This window comes from Vibrio sp. 3-2(1) (assembly GCF_963887575.1).
GTDB lineage: Bacteria > Pseudomonadota > Gammaproteobacteria > Enterobacterales > Vibrionaceae > Vibrio > Vibrio anguillarum.
In genome coordinates, this window is the sequence record NZ_CAWPGB010000044.1 from 161,099 (window position 1) to 178,416 (window position 17,318).

Here is a 17,318-nt window from a genome sequence, read left to right on the forward strand (position 1 = left end):
AAGGCGGTTACACAGCTATCTCAGCGATGGTGTCGGGCTTGGCAGGTTGTGGGTTTAGGCCTAAGAGTGTTCTGGCCTCATCGATAGTGGCCACGTCCCTGCCCAATTCGTGAGACAGTCTGACGATGCGATCCACCAACTGGGCATTGCTGGTGGCGAGCTCACCTTTTCGGTAATAAATGTTGTCTTCGAGCCCCGTGCGGACATGGCCACCCAGTAAAATCGAGTATGTGTTCAGCGGCAACTGCGCCTGTCCAATCCCGATGGCTGACCAGATGCTGTTGTCAGGAAGGCAGTCCACCAGGTGCAGCAAGTCTTTGCAGGTCGGCCGGACCCCACCATGAATGCCCATCGCAAACGCAAAGACCAACTTCTTGTCCAAGTAACCTTGTTGCTGAAGGGTGATGGCCTCGTGGATTACCCCAGAATGGTAAATTTCTATCTCAGGGGTCACCTGATGCTCCTTCAGCGCCAGTGCGAGTTTTTTTGCCAGTGCGGGGCTGTTGATGAAGGGTTTGTCGCCATGATTCACTGACCCACAGTTAAAGGAAGCGATGTCTGGCCCGTACTGAAGATGATTCCAGGCTTCCTCTTCTGGCATGCCGTGTGGCAAGTTGAGGCCCGAGGTACTCAGGTTGAGGATAATGTCGGAACGTTCGCGGACACGCTCGATGATCTCGCGCCAAACGTCTTTGTCGTAGCTTGGCTTACCCGCTTCATCACGGGCGTGGATATGTGCGACACTGGCGCCTGCCTGACTGCACTGAACGACAGCATCTGCAATTTCTTTTGGCGTGTGTGGGACGGCGGGGTTCTTACTTCTTGGGGTGATTCCGCCATTAACGGCGGCGGTGATAATTAAATTGTCCATATATTCCAATTTCTTACACTATATAATTACATCCATTGTAAATATAAAAAATTAAAGCCACGTCCCCAAAAAATGGTTACAAAATGGATTTTGTCGCATAAAAGCCACATTAGGCCTTGCTATGCATGGTGTGCTTACAACGCAGTCTATATGTCTATACATATTGATTTTATGATTGTGATTTGCCTCATCAACACAGGTTACTCAGTAAAGCAATATGCGATACCTGTAGTTATTCGTTAATTGCTAATTTAGCAAAGTTTCTGAAACAGTTTTGTCCAAACTTTTGTCAGGCCGATCTTCGCTGGCTCATTTTTGCCCCATTATGCTCCAGAGTGGAAGCTGAACCGTTCTGTTCCTCCCCCTTTCAGGGGGAGGTTAGGAGGGGGTGTGCAGGCCCTACCCCTTGAAGGGGAGGGAATTTTGACATTCTGTCCTTCGCATCTTTATGGCTGACAGCATTTAAATATAAATACTCCCCCACCCAAAACTGCATCATTCATAAAGCATTCACATTCAATCGCTACGTTAGCTCAATATCTTCGAGAGCTGTCATGTGAAACCACTTAAACGCTATCAATACGAACGCTATGCCGTGCTGTGCAACCTTGCTTATCCCAGAGTGTTTAGGCAGACACGTTACGGTTTTGATCCGAACGGTCAGCACATCATCCGTAACCAGTTTGGTAAAATCATGATTCGAGTGCTGTGGAGTAAAAACCAAGAAGAGGCCGTGGTGGTCATCAAAGGTTCGCACAGTGTCAGTGATTGGCTTTTGAACTTTGCAATGTGGACACGCAGTTGCAAACACTTAGGATTGGATTACCGTATCCATGCGGGCTTTTACCATCTCCTGCATCAAGAGAGCCTGCCAACGCGCAACGAAGATAAACTCGGCCTATCGGTTTTACAACGGCTGGAAGCCGTCGTTGTTCCTCTGATCGAGAGCGGCAAACGCATTGCCATCACTGGTCACTCTTCGGGTGGGGCTATTGGGTGTATTTTTGCTGACTACATCGAAAAGAAATACCCAAAATGCATCAAACGCATTGTGACATTCGGCCAACCCGCGATTGGTAATTGGCGTTTTCGTCAACGCTACGCGCTTAGCCACAAAACCTATCGTATTTGTTGTGACCTCGATATCGTCACCTTTATGCCACCCATTCCTTTAATCTATTGGCATGTGGGTAAATTGCTGTGGCTTTACAATGGGCGTATTTACGAAAACACACCAACGTTCATTCGATTAGGCAGGTCTTTATTGAGCTGGCTAGTTCGCCCCTTCTCTTACCACCTCATGAGTAAATACATCCGCAATAAGGATTTCTTCGATGAACGATAGAAGCTAGCACCGAACAAAAAACACGGTGACTTCAAATATTTTTCACACTAAGCAATTATGAAAAATTAATTGTAATCAATTGAATTAAAGCAATATTTATCATTAACCATATAAATTTAATGGCAATTATCATTCAAAATAGATTTGAACTCTAAACATTATCGTGGCATTTTATATTTAACTAATCGTTCAATATAAAATAATCAGGATCAATTATGCCAAAGGTAGGGATGCCAGACATACGCAAACCTCAACTTGTTGCCGCAACAATGACAGTCATTGAGCGCGTTGGATTACATGGCGCAAGCATCGCTTTAATCAGCAAAGAAGCGGGGGTCTCGACAGGGATTATCAATCACTACTTTGGCGGCAAGCATGGATTATTGGAAGAGACAATGCGTGTTGTTTTACGTGAGCTTTCAACCACCATCACTCAGCATTTAAACCAACTCCCAAAAGAGGCTCATTACGAACGCATTAATGCCATCGTAACCGGCAATTTCAAAGGGTTCCAAGCGGAAAACCAAGTTGTTAAAACATGGTTAGCGTTTTGGGCTTACTCCATGCACGACGCACAGTTAAATCGCCTGCAATACGTCAATGAACAGCGTTTACTTTCTCATCTTAAGATTGAACTCAAGCCGCTGCTCCCATCAGAACAAGTCAACCTCGTGGCTCATGGCATCGCGTCACTGATTGATGGCATTTGGCTACGCGGAGCATTAAACCCCAAAGGGATAGACCCTGCTCAAGCACATTCCATCATTAACGATTACCTCAATAAACAATTAGCGTTTTATGCGCAATAACAACTCACTTCAGGCCTTAAAATGGAAATACAATCGCTTTATATCAACGGAACGCTCCGATCTGCGACTTCAGGAGAACGTTTCGATACCTACAACCCAGCAACAGGTGAAGTGATAGCAAGATTGCAGCACGCCAGTGCCAATGACGTTGAACAAGCTATCACCTCAGCCAAGCAAGGATTCGCGATATGGTCAAGAATGACCGCGACAGAACGCAGCCGTATTTTGCTAAAAGCAGTAAAAATACTTAGAGAACGAAACGATGAACTTGCTGTACTTGAAGTTCTCGATACCGGTAAGCCGATTCAAGAAGCCAATTGCGTTGATATTGCTACTGGCGCAGACGTCATTGAGTACTTTGCAAACTTAGCCCCATCGCTTCAAGGCGAGCAACAGCCGCTCAATGAACATCAGTTTTTTTATACTCGCCGCGAGCCATTAGGCATCTGCGCGGGCATTGGCGCATGGAATTATCCGATTCAAATCGCGATGTGGAAATCAGCGCCAGCACTGGCTGCCGGCAATGTGATGATTTTCAAGCCCTCAGAGGAAACGCCATTAAGCGCATTAAAACTGGCAGAGATCTTCAGTGAAGCCGGAGTGCCAGACGGCGTCTTTAACGTGGTTCAAGGTGATTACCGCGTAGGTCAAATGCTGACGGCCCACCCAGATATTGCCAAAGTCTCTTTTACCGGTGAATCGGGTACCGGGAAAACCGTGATGGCAGACAGTGCTCGCAGCTTGAAGTCTGTCACCATGGAATTGGGCGGAAAGTCACCGCTCATTATTTTTGATGATGCCAAGCTTGATCAAGCTGTCTCCGCTGCCATGGTGGCAAACTTTTATACCCAAGGTGAAGTGTGTACCCATGGGACACGCGTTTTCGTGCACGACAGCCTCTACGATGCGTTTGTCGCTCAGCTTAAGCTGCGTACTGAACAATTAGTGATTGGCGATCCTATGAATATCAACACCCAGATTGGCGCGTTAATTTCCAAACCTCATTTAAACAAAGTGCTCACAGCGATTGAGCAAGCCAAAGCTAGCCAAGCAACTTTACTCACTGGCGGTTATCAAGTTACCGATAACGACCTAGATAAGGGCAACTTTGTTGCACCAACTGTTTTCATTGATTGCACTGATGACATGCCTCACGTGCAGCAAGAAATCTTTGGCCCTGTGATGTCAGTGCTTAAGTTTAGCGATGAAGACGAAGTGATCGCGCGCGCGAATGACACACAATATGGTTTAGCGGCAGGAGTGTTCACACAGAACCTTTCTCGTGCACACCGAGTAATTCACCAACTTCAAGCCGGGATCTGCTGGATAAATACCTGGGGAGACTCTCCAGCAGAAATGCCTGTCGGTGGTTATAAGCATTCTGGGATTGGCCGTGAAAATGGCATAGAAACCCTGAAGCACTATACCCAAACCAAAAGCATTTTAGTGGAGCTAGATGATTTTTCTAGCCCATATGCTTAATCGTCAAAGGAGCCTTCTATGTTAAATCACTTTGATTACATTATCGTCGGTGCGGGCTCAGCAGGTTGTGTTCTTGCCGATCGCTTAACCGAGTCTGGCGAGCATCAGGTTTTACTGCTCGAAGCAGGTGATAGCGATAAAAGCATTTTTATTCAAATGCCAACCGCCCTTTCTTACCCGATGAACAGCGAAAAATACGCATGGCAATTTGAAACCGAATCAGAGCCCGATCTTGACGGGCGTCAGTTACATTGCCCACGGGGAAAAGTACTCGGTGGCAGCTCGTCTATTAATGGCATGGTATATGTTCGTGGTCACGCTTGCGATTTTGATGAATGGGAATCACTGGGCGCTAAAGGTTGGAATTATCAAAATTGTTTACCCTATTTTCGCCGCGCTGAATCTTGGATAGGTGGCGAGAACGCTTATCGTGGCGGCAATGGGCCCGTCGGTACTTGTAACGGTAACGACATGCAATTGAACCCACTTTATCAAGCCTTCATCGATGCGGGCAAAGAAGCCGGTTATCCAGAAACTGACGATTACAATGCTTATCAGCAGGAAGGTTTCGGACCAATGCATATGACGGTAGATTCTGGAGTTCGCGCCTCAACGTCCAATGCCTATTTACGCCGCGCGATGAAGCGACCGAACCTCACCGTAAAGACAAGAATTGTGGCACATAAGATCTTGATTGAAGAGCAAAAGGCCATCGGCGTTGAGTTTGAAAAATCAGGCAAGATCCAACAAGCGTTTTGCTTGCGAGAAGTGATATCAAGTGCTGGTTCTATAGGATCTCCTCAACTTTTGCAACTTTCGGGTATTGGCCCTAAAGCGTTGCTTGAACAAGTTGGTGTGAAACTGAAGCAAGACCTGCCTGGCGTGGGTCAAAACCTGCAAGATCACTTAGAGATCTATTTTCAATACCATTGTAAACAGCCGATCACACTAAACAGTAAACTCGGTTTAATCAGCAAAGGGCTTATCGGCACTGAATGGATCTTAACTCGTAAAGGATTAGGGGCAACCAACCACTTCGAGTCATGCGCGTTTATTCGCTCTCGCGCAGGGCTCAAATGGCCAAATATTCAATACCACTTTTTACCTGCTGCGATGCGTTACGACGGCCAAGCGGCCTTTGATGGTCACGGCTTCCAAGTTCATGTGGGACCCAATAAGCCAGAAAGCCGAGGACAAGTACAAATTGTCTCTCGCGATCCAACGGTTTCACCCTCTATCGCATTTAATTACCTATCAACCGAACAAGATCGCCAAGATTGGCGCGATTGCATTCGTCTCACCCGCGAAATTCTAGCGCAACCAGCATTGGATAGTTATCGGGGCGAAGAAATTCAACCGGGGGAAGAGATCCAAAACGATGACGATATTGATTCATGGGTCAAACAGAATGTGGAAAGCGCTTATCACCCCTCTTGCAGCTGCAAAATGGGCGCAGATGACGACCCAATGGCCGTGGTGAATGACCAATGCCAAGTGCGCGGAATTCAAGCTTTACGCGTGGTGGATTCCTCGATATTCCCAAGCATTCCCAACGGGAACCTGAATGCGCCAACCATCATGGTCGCAGAGCGCGCCGCCGATCTTATTTTAGGCAAACCGCTATTAGCCAGTACTGAAGCTCCAGTATGGATTGCACCAGACTGGCAAACCAAACAAAGAATAAAACCACCAATGAGAAAGCCGGACGCTTACTCATAAAATTTATAAAGTCAGTCAAAAATACAAGGAAATAACATGTCTATTACTAAAAAAACCGTGCTCACACTTGCAATGACGACTCTGCTCAGCGCCAACGCTTACGCCAATCAATGCGATACGGTGCGCTTTGCTGATGTGGGTTGGACAGACATTACCGCCACGACGGCAATAACCACAGAGCTGCTCAAAGGGTTAGGCTATCAGACAAAAATCGATTTACTCTCAGTACCGGTGACCTACTCATCTATGGCGAACGGTGACATTGATGTATTCCTCGGTAATTGGATGCCAACCATGGAAGGCGATATTGCCAAATACCGTGAAGCTGGAACGGTTGAAACTCTGCGCGCTAACTTGGAAGGAGCAAAATACACACTCGCTGTGCCTAAGTACGTTTATGATGCCGGTGTCCAATCGTTTGCTGATATCGCTCAATTTTCAGATAAATTTCGCGGCAAAATCTATGGTATTGAACCGGGCAATGACGGTAATCGCTTGATCCAATCGATGGTTGATGAAAACGCTTTTGAGCTGAAAGATTTTAGCGTTGTTGAGTCAAGTGAAGCGGGCATGGTGTCACAAGTGGCACGCTCGGTACGTCGTAATCAGTGGATTGTGTTTCTAGGTTGGGCTCCGCACCCAATGAACAGCAATGTTGAAATGGAATACCTTGATGGCGGTGACGATTACTTTGGCCCAAACTACGGTGGTGCAAATGTCTACACCAATGTGCGTCAAAACTACCTAGCACAATGCCCAAATGTCGGTAATTTATTAAAAAACCTATCCTTCTCGCTTGAAATGGAAAACCAACTGATGGAATCCATTCTCAACCAAGGCGTGTTACCAGAACAAGCCGCTCGCCAATGGTTAATCAAACATCCAGAAAGTATTGTTCCATGGCTAAAGAATGTAAAAACCAAAGCTGGAGCACCTGCACAACAAGCTATTAGCAACTATTTAGCGCCATTTAAAGCATAAATTAATTTAAAGGAGGAGGTGAGCATTTCACCTTCCAAAAGGCTATACCGTGAATTTTATTACAGAGAACAAAATCCCCTTAGGTCGTTGGATGGAAAGTGGCGTTGACTGGCTGACCATCCATGCAGCCACATTTTTTGATACTGTTTCCTACTTACTTGAGACCATCATTTTATCTTTAGTTGATGTGTTTAAATGGATGCCCCCTGCCGTGCCAATTTTAGTCACCGCAGCCATTGCATGGTATCTGCATCGTCAGATTTCATTGGTGGTATTTGTTATTGCTGCCCTACTGCTTATTCTAAACCTTGGCTACTGGCAAGAAATGCTGGAAACCTTTGTCTTGGTGTTTGCCGCGACAACGATTTCCGTATTAATTGGCGTACCATTGGGCATTATCGCCGCGCATCGACCATGGCTTTATACGCTGATGCGCCCAATTCTTGACTTAATGCAAACGGTACCAACCTTTGTTTACCTCATTCCAACGCTAGTTCTGTTCGGTTTGGGTATTGTTCCGGGGCTCATTTCGACCATTATCTTTGCCATCGCCGCCCCCATTCGCCTCACCTATCTTGGGATTACTAAGGTACCGGAAGAGTTAGTTGAAGCGGGTAAAGCATTCGGCTCTAGCCGTATGAACTTACTGCTCAAAGTGGAGTTGCCAGCAGCGCTACCCAGCATAATGGCAGGGATCACTCAGTGCATTATGTTATCACTCTCAATGGTTGTGATTGCCGCCTTAGTTGGGGCTGACGGCCTTGGCAAACCCGTGATTCGTGCACTCAACACCGTCAATATTTCTCAAGGTTTTGAAGCTGGTTTAGCCATCGTTTTAGTCGCCATCATTCTTGATCGTTTATGCAAAACCCCACATCAAAATAATAAGGACGCATAATCATGGACGCAATTACCATTAAAAACCTCGATGTTATCTTTGGTCAAAACCCAAATGAAGCACTGCAACGACTCGACACGGGTGAATCTCGCCAAGAGATTATCGATGCCTGCGGCCAAATCGTAGGGGTAGACAATGTCAGCCTTACTGTTAAAGAAGGCGAGATTTGCGTCTTGATGGGGCTGTCTGGTTCAGGGAAATCGAGCTTGCTGCGCGCGGTGAATGGCTTAAATACCATCAGCCGAGGATCATTAGAATTAAAAGATGGCGAACGCTTTGTTGACCTTGCCAGCTGTGATAAAGCAACGCTTCAGCATTTAAGAACAAATCGTGTCTCGATGGTGTTTCAAAAGTTTGCCCTTATGCCTTGGTTATCGGTTTTAGATAACGTGGCATTTGGCTTAGAAATGCAAGGAATGAGTAAGAAAAAACGCCACCAACGTGCTCGTGCTCAGCTCTCGATGGTTGGCCTTGCTGAATGGGAAGATAAATTCCCCCATGAGCTTTCTGGCGGCATGCAGCAACGTGTCGGTTTAGCACGTGCTTTTGCAATGGACAGTGACATCCTATTAATGGATGAACCGTTCTCAGCACTTGATCCGCTGATTCGTGCACAACTGCAAGATGAGTTATTAGAGCTACAAAGCAAACTCAACAAAACCATCTTATTTGTTAGCCACGACTTAGATGAAGCGCTAAAAATAGGTAATAACATCGCGATTATGGAGTCAGGAAAACTGATTCAGCACGGTAAACCAGAAGAAATTGTCCTTACACCCAAAACGGACTACGTTAAAGAGTTTGTGGCACACACTAACCCTCTTAACGTACTAAAAGGACGTTCGTTAATGCAGCCCATCGAACAGTTAAAGCAACAAGACGAACGTTGGCAGGTCTGCAAAAAACAGGATGTTTGGGTCGCACAACATGATAAAACTCTGACACTATATGGAGCAACGTCGACCGCTCTTATCCACTGGGATACCCAAGTCAGCGATATGTCGAACATTGATTCATCGATGATGATTATTACAACACCTGATATTGATATGCGTAGCGCGATTGAGTTGAAACATCGAACTCAAAATCCGATTCTTCTGATGGAAAATAATCAGCTCGTCGGCGTCTTAAGCGACCAAGAAATTTACAGTGCCCTACTGGGAAATTATCAAACCGAAAAGGCGGCTTAACACTCACCTCTGTGCATTGCTGTCAATGTCATGTTAACGCCATCATACCGATGGCGTTATTTTCTAAGCAGGCTGTTGATTCTTAATCACATAGATCAAAAAAAGACGCTAAAAAGCGTCTTTTTTTGTTTTTGGAGGCGCGACCCGGAGTCGAACCGAGGTCCACGGATTTGCAATCCGCTGCATAACCAGTCTGCCATCGCGCCTTTAATTTTTTGTTGCTCTTAATGAGCAAAGAATAGATGGTGCCCCGGGCCGGACTTGAACCGGCACGACTCGAAAGTCGAGGGATTTTAAATCCCTTGTGTCTACCAATTTCACCACCAGGGCACGCAATTCTGGATTGCGATGCCGTCAACTGAATCAGTTACACACCATCGAAAATTTTTTGAAGTACATTCGCTAGCTTTGTTATTAACAACATTTGGTTATTAAAAACATTTGTTATTAAACATTGCTTTGCAGCTTTTAATAACTCTGCTCATCTTGCTGAGCAACTAACTCCTGACATTGTTCTTTCGGGCTTTGCCGTGAGAACGAGGCGTACTTTAACGGATTAAGAAAATGAGTCAACAATAAATTTTCCACTTATGAATCAAGTGACTAAGAATCGACCCGCAAAGGATAGAAGGCGAACAATTAGAGCAACAATCCATCAGTTTTTATCAAGTGATCGTTACCATTTTTTCATCAGTCGCCCGACGAGATTAGGATGGTATGCCCAGCAGTGATCAAACATCGCCATCAACTGTGGATTACCATAGCGAGACAAACTCACCGCATGGAAACGATTTTTTTGATGTTTTAAGGTCGCGATTTTTTCTAGCAGAGCTTCCGGCGGTTTAGGTGCGATGAAATCCGACAATACGACCAAATCTGCATTGCGGTATTTGTCACTGTTCATCAGTTCAACCGATTGTTCTAGTACAGGATCTAAATCCGTTCCGCCGTGAAATGAATAACTTAAAAAATCACTCGCTTCACGCAAGCCATCTTGCTTGGTCAGCTCATAGGTAATTTGCTGAGTAGAAAACAGCATCACGTAGCACTCGCGCCTCTCAGCGAGAGCGATCTGCATCAGAGCATAAGCCATCGCTTTTGCGCACTGTTCTGGGAAACCACTCATGGAACCAGAAGCGTCCACACATACGATGAACGGCCCTTTTTCAATCTCAAACTGTTTGTGTTCTGGTTGGTACGCTTTGACTTTACGCAAGGTGCGAGACTTGCCTTGCATGCGATAGTTCATCAAGCGCTTATCCACTAAATGCTTGTAGAAAACCACCTCAAGTTCAGGATAGGCAAGAAACATGGTTTCGTTGGGCAGTAGCTTGTTCAGATCATCACTTTCGTGGATGCCGACGATGTCATCCGTCGCTTCGTCCGATTTCTCCTCCACCATTTGCAGCGCTTCGGCTGGAGTGCGGTTGAGATCCGGGTCATCTACTTCGCCAGCCATGCGCCCAAGCTGTTCAGCAATCTCTTGCAATCCTTTGTTCTTTTTCAAAAATTCTGCATGGCGTTTCATGACACTAATGTCTGTTTTACTGAGCTTCGCCGATGCCATATCCCACAAGCGACCGACGCTGCTTTCATCACCCGATTCCGTGACTTTATCCATGTTTTTCATGGTTTCCATACGCTGGTACAAATCGGCCAACACTTTTTCTTTGTTACTTTCAAGTTCGTTGATTTGCGCTTGTTTAATCGCATGGCAAAGGCTTTGATACCATTGGTCACAAAAGAAATGAGGGAACATGGGGTTATGCAACCCCTTGTTTTTTTCGATTAAACGACGTGCTTGGAGATAAAATGCTGAGTGCCATTCCAACTGTTTGATTATCTCGTTAATCCGGGTAAAGAAGGTCTCTTCATCCCAGTGAATTACTTCTTGGTATAAGGTCAGCTCTTGTTGAAAACGCTCAGTTTCACACACTTTTGTAATGCGTTTTTTGACACTACCACGCCACTTAGTTAGGTGATTTTTAACTGAATTCGCCACGCCGCGGTTTTCAGCCATCATCATCACTTGCGAGCGCGCAAGCAAATCATTCACTGCCGTATCAATGATGCCCGAATCGGCAATCATTAACGCTAAATTTAAACCATCGGCACCAAGCATCTTCTCTCCTTACGCAAAAAACTGGTTTAGGTTTTTAAAACGAAGCACCGTTTTTTCGCATTCGGTATGAGTCGATTCAAGTAATTGCTGCAGATGCTGCAGCGTCGCTTCCATAGCGGTGGGCAGCTCCGGATCAATGAAGTTATGCGGCAAAGCGCCGTGAAACTTAGAACGCACTTTACGCAAATGGTGTTCGGCATGTTGCAACTGTGCAACGGCTTGATCCGCTTTCGTAAGCCACTCTTGATAAAGACTTTCGTCTAAACCTTGCTCAGTCACCAAACTCACCAACACCGAGCGATTAGCAATATCTTTAAGAACGAGGTTATTACCAGCATCTAAATCAAACCTTAAACGGCACAAATTGGTATTTTGATTCACATAACCATACACATCGCCATGCCCCTCTTTGATCGTTCTTTCAAGCTCGCTTTTAGGCACATAAACCCAGCGGCTATCGCCTTTTTCGGCCTCAGAGACGGACATATTGCTTTGCAGCAATACCAATTTGACCAAGTCATGAGCGGTGCCTACCTGATAGGTTTTTGCCGATTTGGTATCAAACTGATGCACTTGCTTTTTAATCAAACCGGATGATGTTTCCAGCGAGAGCAACATGCCAAATTCAGACTCTAGCTCTTCTTGAATCTCAGCCAGCTCTTCACGACACACTACGATTTGATGTTCAACTTCTTGTTGGTCAAAAGCATGTTTCAACGCAAAGTCGCGGATAACGCGGCGCACAATATCGCGAGAATCGGGGCTATTCCAAAGACAATCTTGCAGCAGCAGTAAATCAAGCGGGTTGATTGAGTCGCGGCCATTAAAAAACGCACTCGCTTTGAGCAACTTCACCGCTTTTTTCCAACGGCGGTCTGAAACGTACATATCAATACTTGCCGCAGCGGGCTGGTTTTCAACGGCATGCTCTAGCATGTTTTTCAGCTCAAATAACTTTTCAAACACGTCATCTGTCAACAGTAAATCGTCAAGTTGTCGCTGCCATGAGTGATACTCTTCATCGGTAATCGCAAGCCCTTCAGGGATGCGCGCTTCTTGTGGCGTACCGACAGTTAGCATCGATTTGAAATTCTGCTTATTTTGAATACGGTTGACAAACACACGCACTAACATGCGATCGTACAAGGCGTCTAAACCACTCTCTTCATCCGGTAATTCGTTCGATGCCGAAACCAGAAGACGCATTGGTACACGTTCAATATCGCTCCCATTTTTGAAGGTCTTTTCATTCACAACCGTTAATAAGGTGTTCAAAATGGCGGGGCCTGCTTTCCAAATTTCATCAAGAAAAACCACTTGTGCGGTAGGAAGATAACCTTTGGTTAGGCGAACATAGCGCCCATTATCTTTTAATTCTTGAATGCTTAATGGACCAAATACCTCTTCTGGTGTTGAGAAACGCGTCATGAGGTATTCAAAATAACTGCTGTTATCGAAGGCTTGGATCAGACGTTTCGCAATCAAACTTTTTGCAATGCCAGGAGGGCCGAGTAGGAAAACACTTTCCCCCGCTAAAGCAGCCAGTAGACAAAGTTTGATGGTGTCTTCACGCTCATAAACACCATCCGATAAAGCCTTAGCAAGCTTATTTATGCGCTCTGAAAGTAGCGCTTTTTGCGCATGAGATGCAGGAGTAAAATTGATCACTTAAGCGCTCCAAATGGTTTGTATACATAACTTTATACGACTGTTATTGTTTTGTTACAAATAGATTTTAGTATAAGCGCCCACTTATAGCAGATCTCTTTTCTGTGAAATTCTTCGAAATCAATGTTTGCATATATGAGACTGACATCACTGATTGTGCAAGCAATATTGATACTTAGGTTATCGTTTTACTTTGTCTTAGCCACAGATTCTCGGTAAGGTTGAACCCTTATCACCATATCAGTCATTGGCTAGCCACAATTAAAGAAGAGTTTGCATGAGCAAAACCATACATACATGGAAAACCATTTCATTAGTGCAAGAGGATGTCACCCTTCCTACAGGCAAAAGCATTGAGCACACCACCATCGTCCATCCGGGCGCGGCCGTGATTTTGCCGATCACAGAACAAGGCGATATTATTCTGATTAATCAGTTTCGCCCCTCACTCAAAAAGTGGTTGTTAGAGCTCCCAGCAGGCACTTTAGAAAAGGAGGAGCTTCCAGCCGAATGCGCGCACCGTGAGCTTGAAGAAGAGACAGGGTACAGCGCAAGTGAGCTGATCACTTTAGGGCAAGTCACACCATTAGCTGGATTTTGTGACGAAATACAGCACCTGTTTGTCGCTAAACAGTTGAGCAAAACTGCACGATTATCATGCGACGATGATGAAGTCATTGAGGTGGTGACGCTTTCGATCCAGGAATTGGAGCAAAAAATCATCACTGGGCAAATCACAGATTCAAAAACCATTGCCTGCCTAAGTAAGGCGAAGCTGTGTGGTTATCTATAAAATACTTAGCCATCAATAAAGAGCTTATTTATCAATAAAGTACAGGCACAGATAAGCATTGAAGTGAAAAAGCTTCTAGCAAAAATAGAAAAACGCATGAGGAGATTATATGGATTTTCGATCAGATACCGTTACTAAACCCACCGCCGCGATGCGTGAAGCAATGGCTAATGCCGACGTGGGTGATGATGTGTATGGCGATGACCCAACCGTCAACGCCTTAGAAGAGTGGGCCGCGCAGCGACACGGTTTTGAAGCGGCGCTATTTACCACGTCAGGCACACAAGCCAACCTGCTGGGTTTAATGTCACATTGTGAGCGTGGCGATGAGTACCTGTGTGGCCAACAAGCGCACAACTACAAATATGAAGCGGGTGGCGCCGCGGTTCTTGGCTCTATTCAGCCGCAGCCAATCGAAAATAACCCTGATGGCACGTTAGACTTCGATAAACTGCGCGCGGCCATTAAACCTGATGATGCCCACTTTGCTCGCACTCGATTACTTAGCCTTGAAAACACCATCAATGGCAAAGTTCTACCACTCGCCTATTTAGCGCAAGCGCGAACGTTTGTTGATCAACACCATTTGGCACTGCATTTAGATGGCGCGCGCGTATACAACGCCGCTGTAGCGCTGGATGTGGATGTTAAAGAGATTGCGCAATACTTTGACTCAATGACGGTCTGTTTATCTAAAGGGCTTTCAGCTCCTATCGGCTCGCTGCTGTTGGGTTCAAAAACCTACATTGCCAAGGCTCGACGTTTAAGAAAAATGCTCGGTGGCGGCATGCGTCAAGCAGGCATTTTGGCCGCAGCAGGCCATCTTGCATTGACTGAACAAGTCACTCAGCTGAAGACTGATCACGACAATGCCCAATATTTAGCGCGCAAATTAGCGGACTTAAACGGGTTTTCCGTCAATCCAGATTTAGTGCAAACTAACATCGTATTTGCCAAATTAGCTGATTCTATCGATATCCATACAATTACCAATCAGTTGGCGCAAGATGGAATAAAAGTTTCGCCAGGCAATCCGGTACGTTTTGTGACCCATAAAGACGTCTCACGCGATGATATTGATTTTCTAATCAGCAAACTCTCCCTTTATCTCTGATCCAATTAACATTGTGCAGTCATAACCTTATCATCGGTTATGACTGCCAACGCGTTTTTTCCGTGAAACTGCCTCTCAAATCTGGTACAACTGCGCTCGTTAAAAAATGAGACGAGTTAAAAAATGACCAAAAGACAAGGCCGCCGAAGTGCCACTGATGCCCAAAAAACCAAAAGAGACATTCTAGTGGTCGCTGCGGATCTGTTTTGCGAGCTAGGTTATGCACGAGTGTCATTACGAACGATCAGCGAAAAAGCTGGGGTTTCGCACAGTTTGCTGCGTCATCATTTCGGTAGTAAAGAGCAAATATGGCGCAGTATCAGCGATGGTCTCCATCTTTATATGGAGAATTATTTACGTCATATATTAAAAGAGATCCCAGCCAACACCCCCGCCAACGTGCAGTTGTATTTGTTCATTGTACGGCTGCTCGCGCATATGCTGACCGTCAAACAGCCGATTCAACTGATCGCCGATGCGGTAAGGCAAGAAGATGCTCTGTTTGATTATTTTATCGACAGTGCAGGTGAAATTGAGCAGCTCGTCGAACAACTTGCCGAGCAATACAACCGTGAATTTTCAGCCACACCAATAAAGGTGTGGGAGATAAAATGGCAGATGATCATGTACGCGCACGGCGCGGCGAGCCTCACGCCATTTTTAAAAGAAACATGGTCAGATGAAACTCAAGATGTGAACCAATGCTTACTAAAACATTGGCAACTCTTTAATGACTTGATGATCGCCAAGTTCCATATCGACGAAGCTCAGACGCTCTGTCCGAACTCCATCAATGAGTTGCTGTATGATATTGAATGTGACTGGGCCAGATAAAGCGGGCGCTTTATCGCTTACCTCTACCTGCATGGATGTTTAGTTTTGCTTTCATCTTTCTTTTTTCCGCTGAACGGCTAGGTTTACGACTGCTACGCTCAGTCGGTAAGGCTTCCAACAAACTCGGCTCAAACCCTTTTAACCACTCTTGTGGCAGGCGTTGATTGAGTAAGACCTCTATCGCTTCAAGCAGATACTCTTCATCTCGGCTCATCAAAGAGACCGCGAAACCCGTTAGCCCGGCCCGGCCTGTGCGACCAATACGGTGCACGTAATCTTCCGCTTTATAGGGCATGTCGTAGTTAACCACTTGCTCAAGTTGCTGAATGTCAATTCCACGAGCCGCAACATCAGTAGCGATCAACGCTCTAACTTTACCTGATTTAAAATCATCCAATGCTTTTTGGCGCGCCCCTTGGCTTTTATCGCCATTGATCGAGGCCGCTTTGATGCCGTCCAATTTCAGTTCTTTGGCTAGCTCATCGCTACCTTGTTTAGTTTTGGTAAATACCAAGACTTGCTGCCAATTACGTGAACCAATTAGATAAGCTAATAACTCGCTTTTACGTTTTTTATCCACTGGATAAACGATCTGTTTTACAGTATCAGCGGTCGCATTGGCTGGTGAAATTTGCACGCCGACAGGGTCACGCATCATTTTGTGTGCTAATGCTTTGATTTTGTCATCAAAGGTGGCCGAGAAAAACAGCGTTTGGCGTTCATCATTCATGCGTTTCAAAATACGTTGGATATCAGGCAAAAAACCCATATCGAGCATGCGATCGGCTTCATCCAGCACCAACACTTCGGTTTGCGTCAGGATAATGTTGCGCACAAACAGATGGTCAATTAACCGCCCAGGCGTCGCAATTAAAATATCCGCACCGCCACGCAAATTACGTGTTTGCACTTGCATGCTGGTTCCACCATACGCGGTGACAATCTTCAATGTAGTACTTTGTGCATAAGCACTTAAGCTATCAAACACTTGTTGAGCCAGCTCACGAGTCGGAACCAAAACAAGCGCGCGCACAACTTTACTATTGGCTTCTCGCTCGGCTTGGTTATCAAGAAAACGTTGCAAAATAGGTAAACCGAAAGCTGCCGTTTTGCCGGTACCCGTTTGCGCCCCAGCCATGACATCTTTACCAGCCAAAACATGCGGGATAGCTTGAGATTGAACATCCGTCGGTTGTTCAAAACCTAAAGATTGCAGAGCGCTAACTAATGTGGTTGAAAGTCCTAAACGTTGGAATGGGTGCACAGTATCAGACATTGCAGCTTACCTATTGGAAATCAGGGCGCGGATTGTAACAAAGCGCAAGGTAATCGCCTATTCAAAATCAGCGGAAATCAATAGTGTTAGGGAATTGATACACGAAGGGGGAATGTAAGGAGCATAGCCAGCATAGGCTGCTGGCTGGTACTATTCTGCGCTCTGTTCAGAGCATTCATGAGATACAGAGTCATAATCGGATAAATCAAATCCGAT

14 protein-coding genes and 2 tRNA genes are annotated in these 17,318 nt (G+C 45.6%); 10 read left to right on the top strand and 6 right to left on the bottom strand.

Translation table 11 applies throughout. The annotated features are described in order from the left end of the window. Positions 1-7 precede the first annotated feature (7 nt). A complete protein-coding gene (locus AACQ79_RS13805) occupies positions 8-871 on the bottom strand; it encodes a 3-keto-5-aminohexanoate cleavage protein (protein WP_170899247.1) in 864 nt (287 codons plus the stop codon). Positions 872-1,427: 556 nt separating this feature from the next. On the opposite strand from AACQ79_RS13805, the gene AACQ79_RS13810 reads away from it, so the two are divergent. The 7 genes from AACQ79_RS13810 to choV all read left to right on the top strand — a co-directional run bounded on the left by AACQ79_RS13810 (position 1,428) and on the right by choV (position 9,295). Then, entirely contained in the window at positions 1,428-2,216 is a 789-nt protein-coding gene (locus AACQ79_RS13810; protein WP_094131632.1) for a lipase family protein, read from the top strand. Between the two features lie 215 nt (positions 2,217-2,431). Continuing rightward, complete coding sequence (betI, locus tag AACQ79_RS13815; protein ID WP_017046103.1) at positions 2,432-3,025, top strand: transcriptional regulator BetI; 594 nt, start codon at positions 2,432-2,434, stop codon at positions 3,023-3,025. Between the two features lie 21 nt (positions 3,026-3,046). After that, positions 3,047-4,507, top strand: coding sequence for a betaine-aldehyde dehydrogenase (betB, locus tag AACQ79_RS13820; protein WP_170899248.1), 1,461 nt, complete (start codon positions 3,047-3,049; stop codon positions 4,505-4,507). An 18-nt stretch (positions 4,508-4,525) separates the two neighbouring features. Beyond that, entirely contained in the window at positions 4,526-6,226 is a 1,701-nt protein-coding gene (betA, locus tag AACQ79_RS13825; protein ID WP_129533020.1) for a choline dehydrogenase, read from the top strand. A 36-nt stretch (positions 6,227-6,262) separates the two neighbouring features. Then, positions 6,263-7,207, top strand: a complete 945-nt coding sequence (locus AACQ79_RS13830; protein WP_129533019.1) for a choline ABC transporter substrate-binding protein — start codon at positions 6,263-6,265, stop codon at positions 7,205-7,207. 49 nt (positions 7,208-7,256) lie between these two features. Beyond that, positions 7,257-8,105 carry a choline ABC transporter permease subunit gene (gene choW / locus AACQ79_RS13835; protein ID WP_017048787.1) on the top strand — a complete coding sequence of 283 codons (849 nt, stop codon included), beginning with the start codon at positions 7,257-7,259 and terminating at the stop codon, positions 8,103-8,105. Between the two features lie 2 nt (positions 8,106-8,107). Then, a complete protein-coding gene (gene choV / locus AACQ79_RS13840) occupies positions 8,108-9,295 on the top strand; it encodes a choline ABC transporter ATP-binding protein (protein WP_170899249.1) in 1,188 nt (395 codons plus the stop codon). A 132-nt stretch (positions 9,296-9,427) separates the two neighbouring features. Here choV and AACQ79_RS13845 read toward each other — a convergent pair. The 4 genes from AACQ79_RS13845 to AACQ79_RS13860 all read right to left on the bottom strand — a co-directional run bounded on the left by AACQ79_RS13845 (position 9,428) and on the right by AACQ79_RS13860 (position 13,085). After that, positions 9,428-9,501, bottom strand: a tRNA-Cys gene (locus AACQ79_RS13845). Between the two features lie 37 nt (positions 9,502-9,538). Continuing rightward, positions 9,539-9,625 (bottom strand) — tRNA-Leu (locus AACQ79_RS13850). 346 nt (positions 9,626-9,971) lie between these two features. Continuing rightward, positions 9,972-11,417 carry an ATPase RavA stimulator ViaA gene (viaA, locus tag AACQ79_RS13855; RefSeq protein ID WP_019283198.1) on the bottom strand — a complete coding sequence of 482 codons (1,446 nt, stop codon included), beginning with the start codon at positions 11,415-11,417 and terminating at the stop codon, positions 9,972-9,974. Positions 11,418-11,426: 9 nt separating this feature from the next. Further along, positions 11,427-13,085 carry an ATPase RavA domain-containing protein gene (locus AACQ79_RS13860; RefSeq protein WP_013867938.1) on the bottom strand — a complete coding sequence of 553 codons (1,659 nt, stop codon included), beginning with the start codon at positions 13,083-13,085 and terminating at the stop codon, positions 11,427-11,429. A gap of 277 nt (positions 13,086-13,362) precedes the next feature. Here AACQ79_RS13860 and AACQ79_RS13865 point away from each other — a divergent pair, with 277 nt between their 5' ends. From AACQ79_RS13865 to AACQ79_RS13875, 3 genes are all read left to right on the top strand, one after another. Next, positions 13,363-13,878, top strand: coding sequence for an NUDIX hydrolase (locus AACQ79_RS13865; protein ID WP_170899250.1), 516 nt, complete (start codon positions 13,363-13,365; stop codon positions 13,876-13,878). 109 nt (positions 13,879-13,987) lie between these two features. Next, positions 13,988-14,992 carry a low-specificity L-threonine aldolase gene (ltaE, locus tag AACQ79_RS13870; protein ID WP_013867940.1) on the top strand — a complete coding sequence of 335 codons (1,005 nt, stop codon included), beginning with the start codon at positions 13,988-13,990 and terminating at the stop codon, positions 14,990-14,992. A 123-nt stretch (positions 14,993-15,115) separates the two neighbouring features. Beyond that, complete coding sequence (locus AACQ79_RS13875; RefSeq protein ID WP_013867941.1) at positions 15,116-15,826, top strand: TetR/AcrR family transcriptional regulator; 711 nt, start codon at positions 15,116-15,118, stop codon at positions 15,824-15,826. Positions 15,827-15,836: 10 nt separating this feature from the next. Here the strand turns inward: AACQ79_RS13875 and AACQ79_RS13880 are convergent, their stop codons facing one another. Further along, positions 15,837-17,102 carry a DEAD/DEAH box helicase gene (locus AACQ79_RS13880; protein ID WP_170899251.1) on the bottom strand — a complete coding sequence of 422 codons (1,266 nt, stop codon included), beginning with the start codon at positions 17,100-17,102 and terminating at the stop codon, positions 15,837-15,839. Positions 17,103-17,318: the final 216 nt, after the last annotated feature.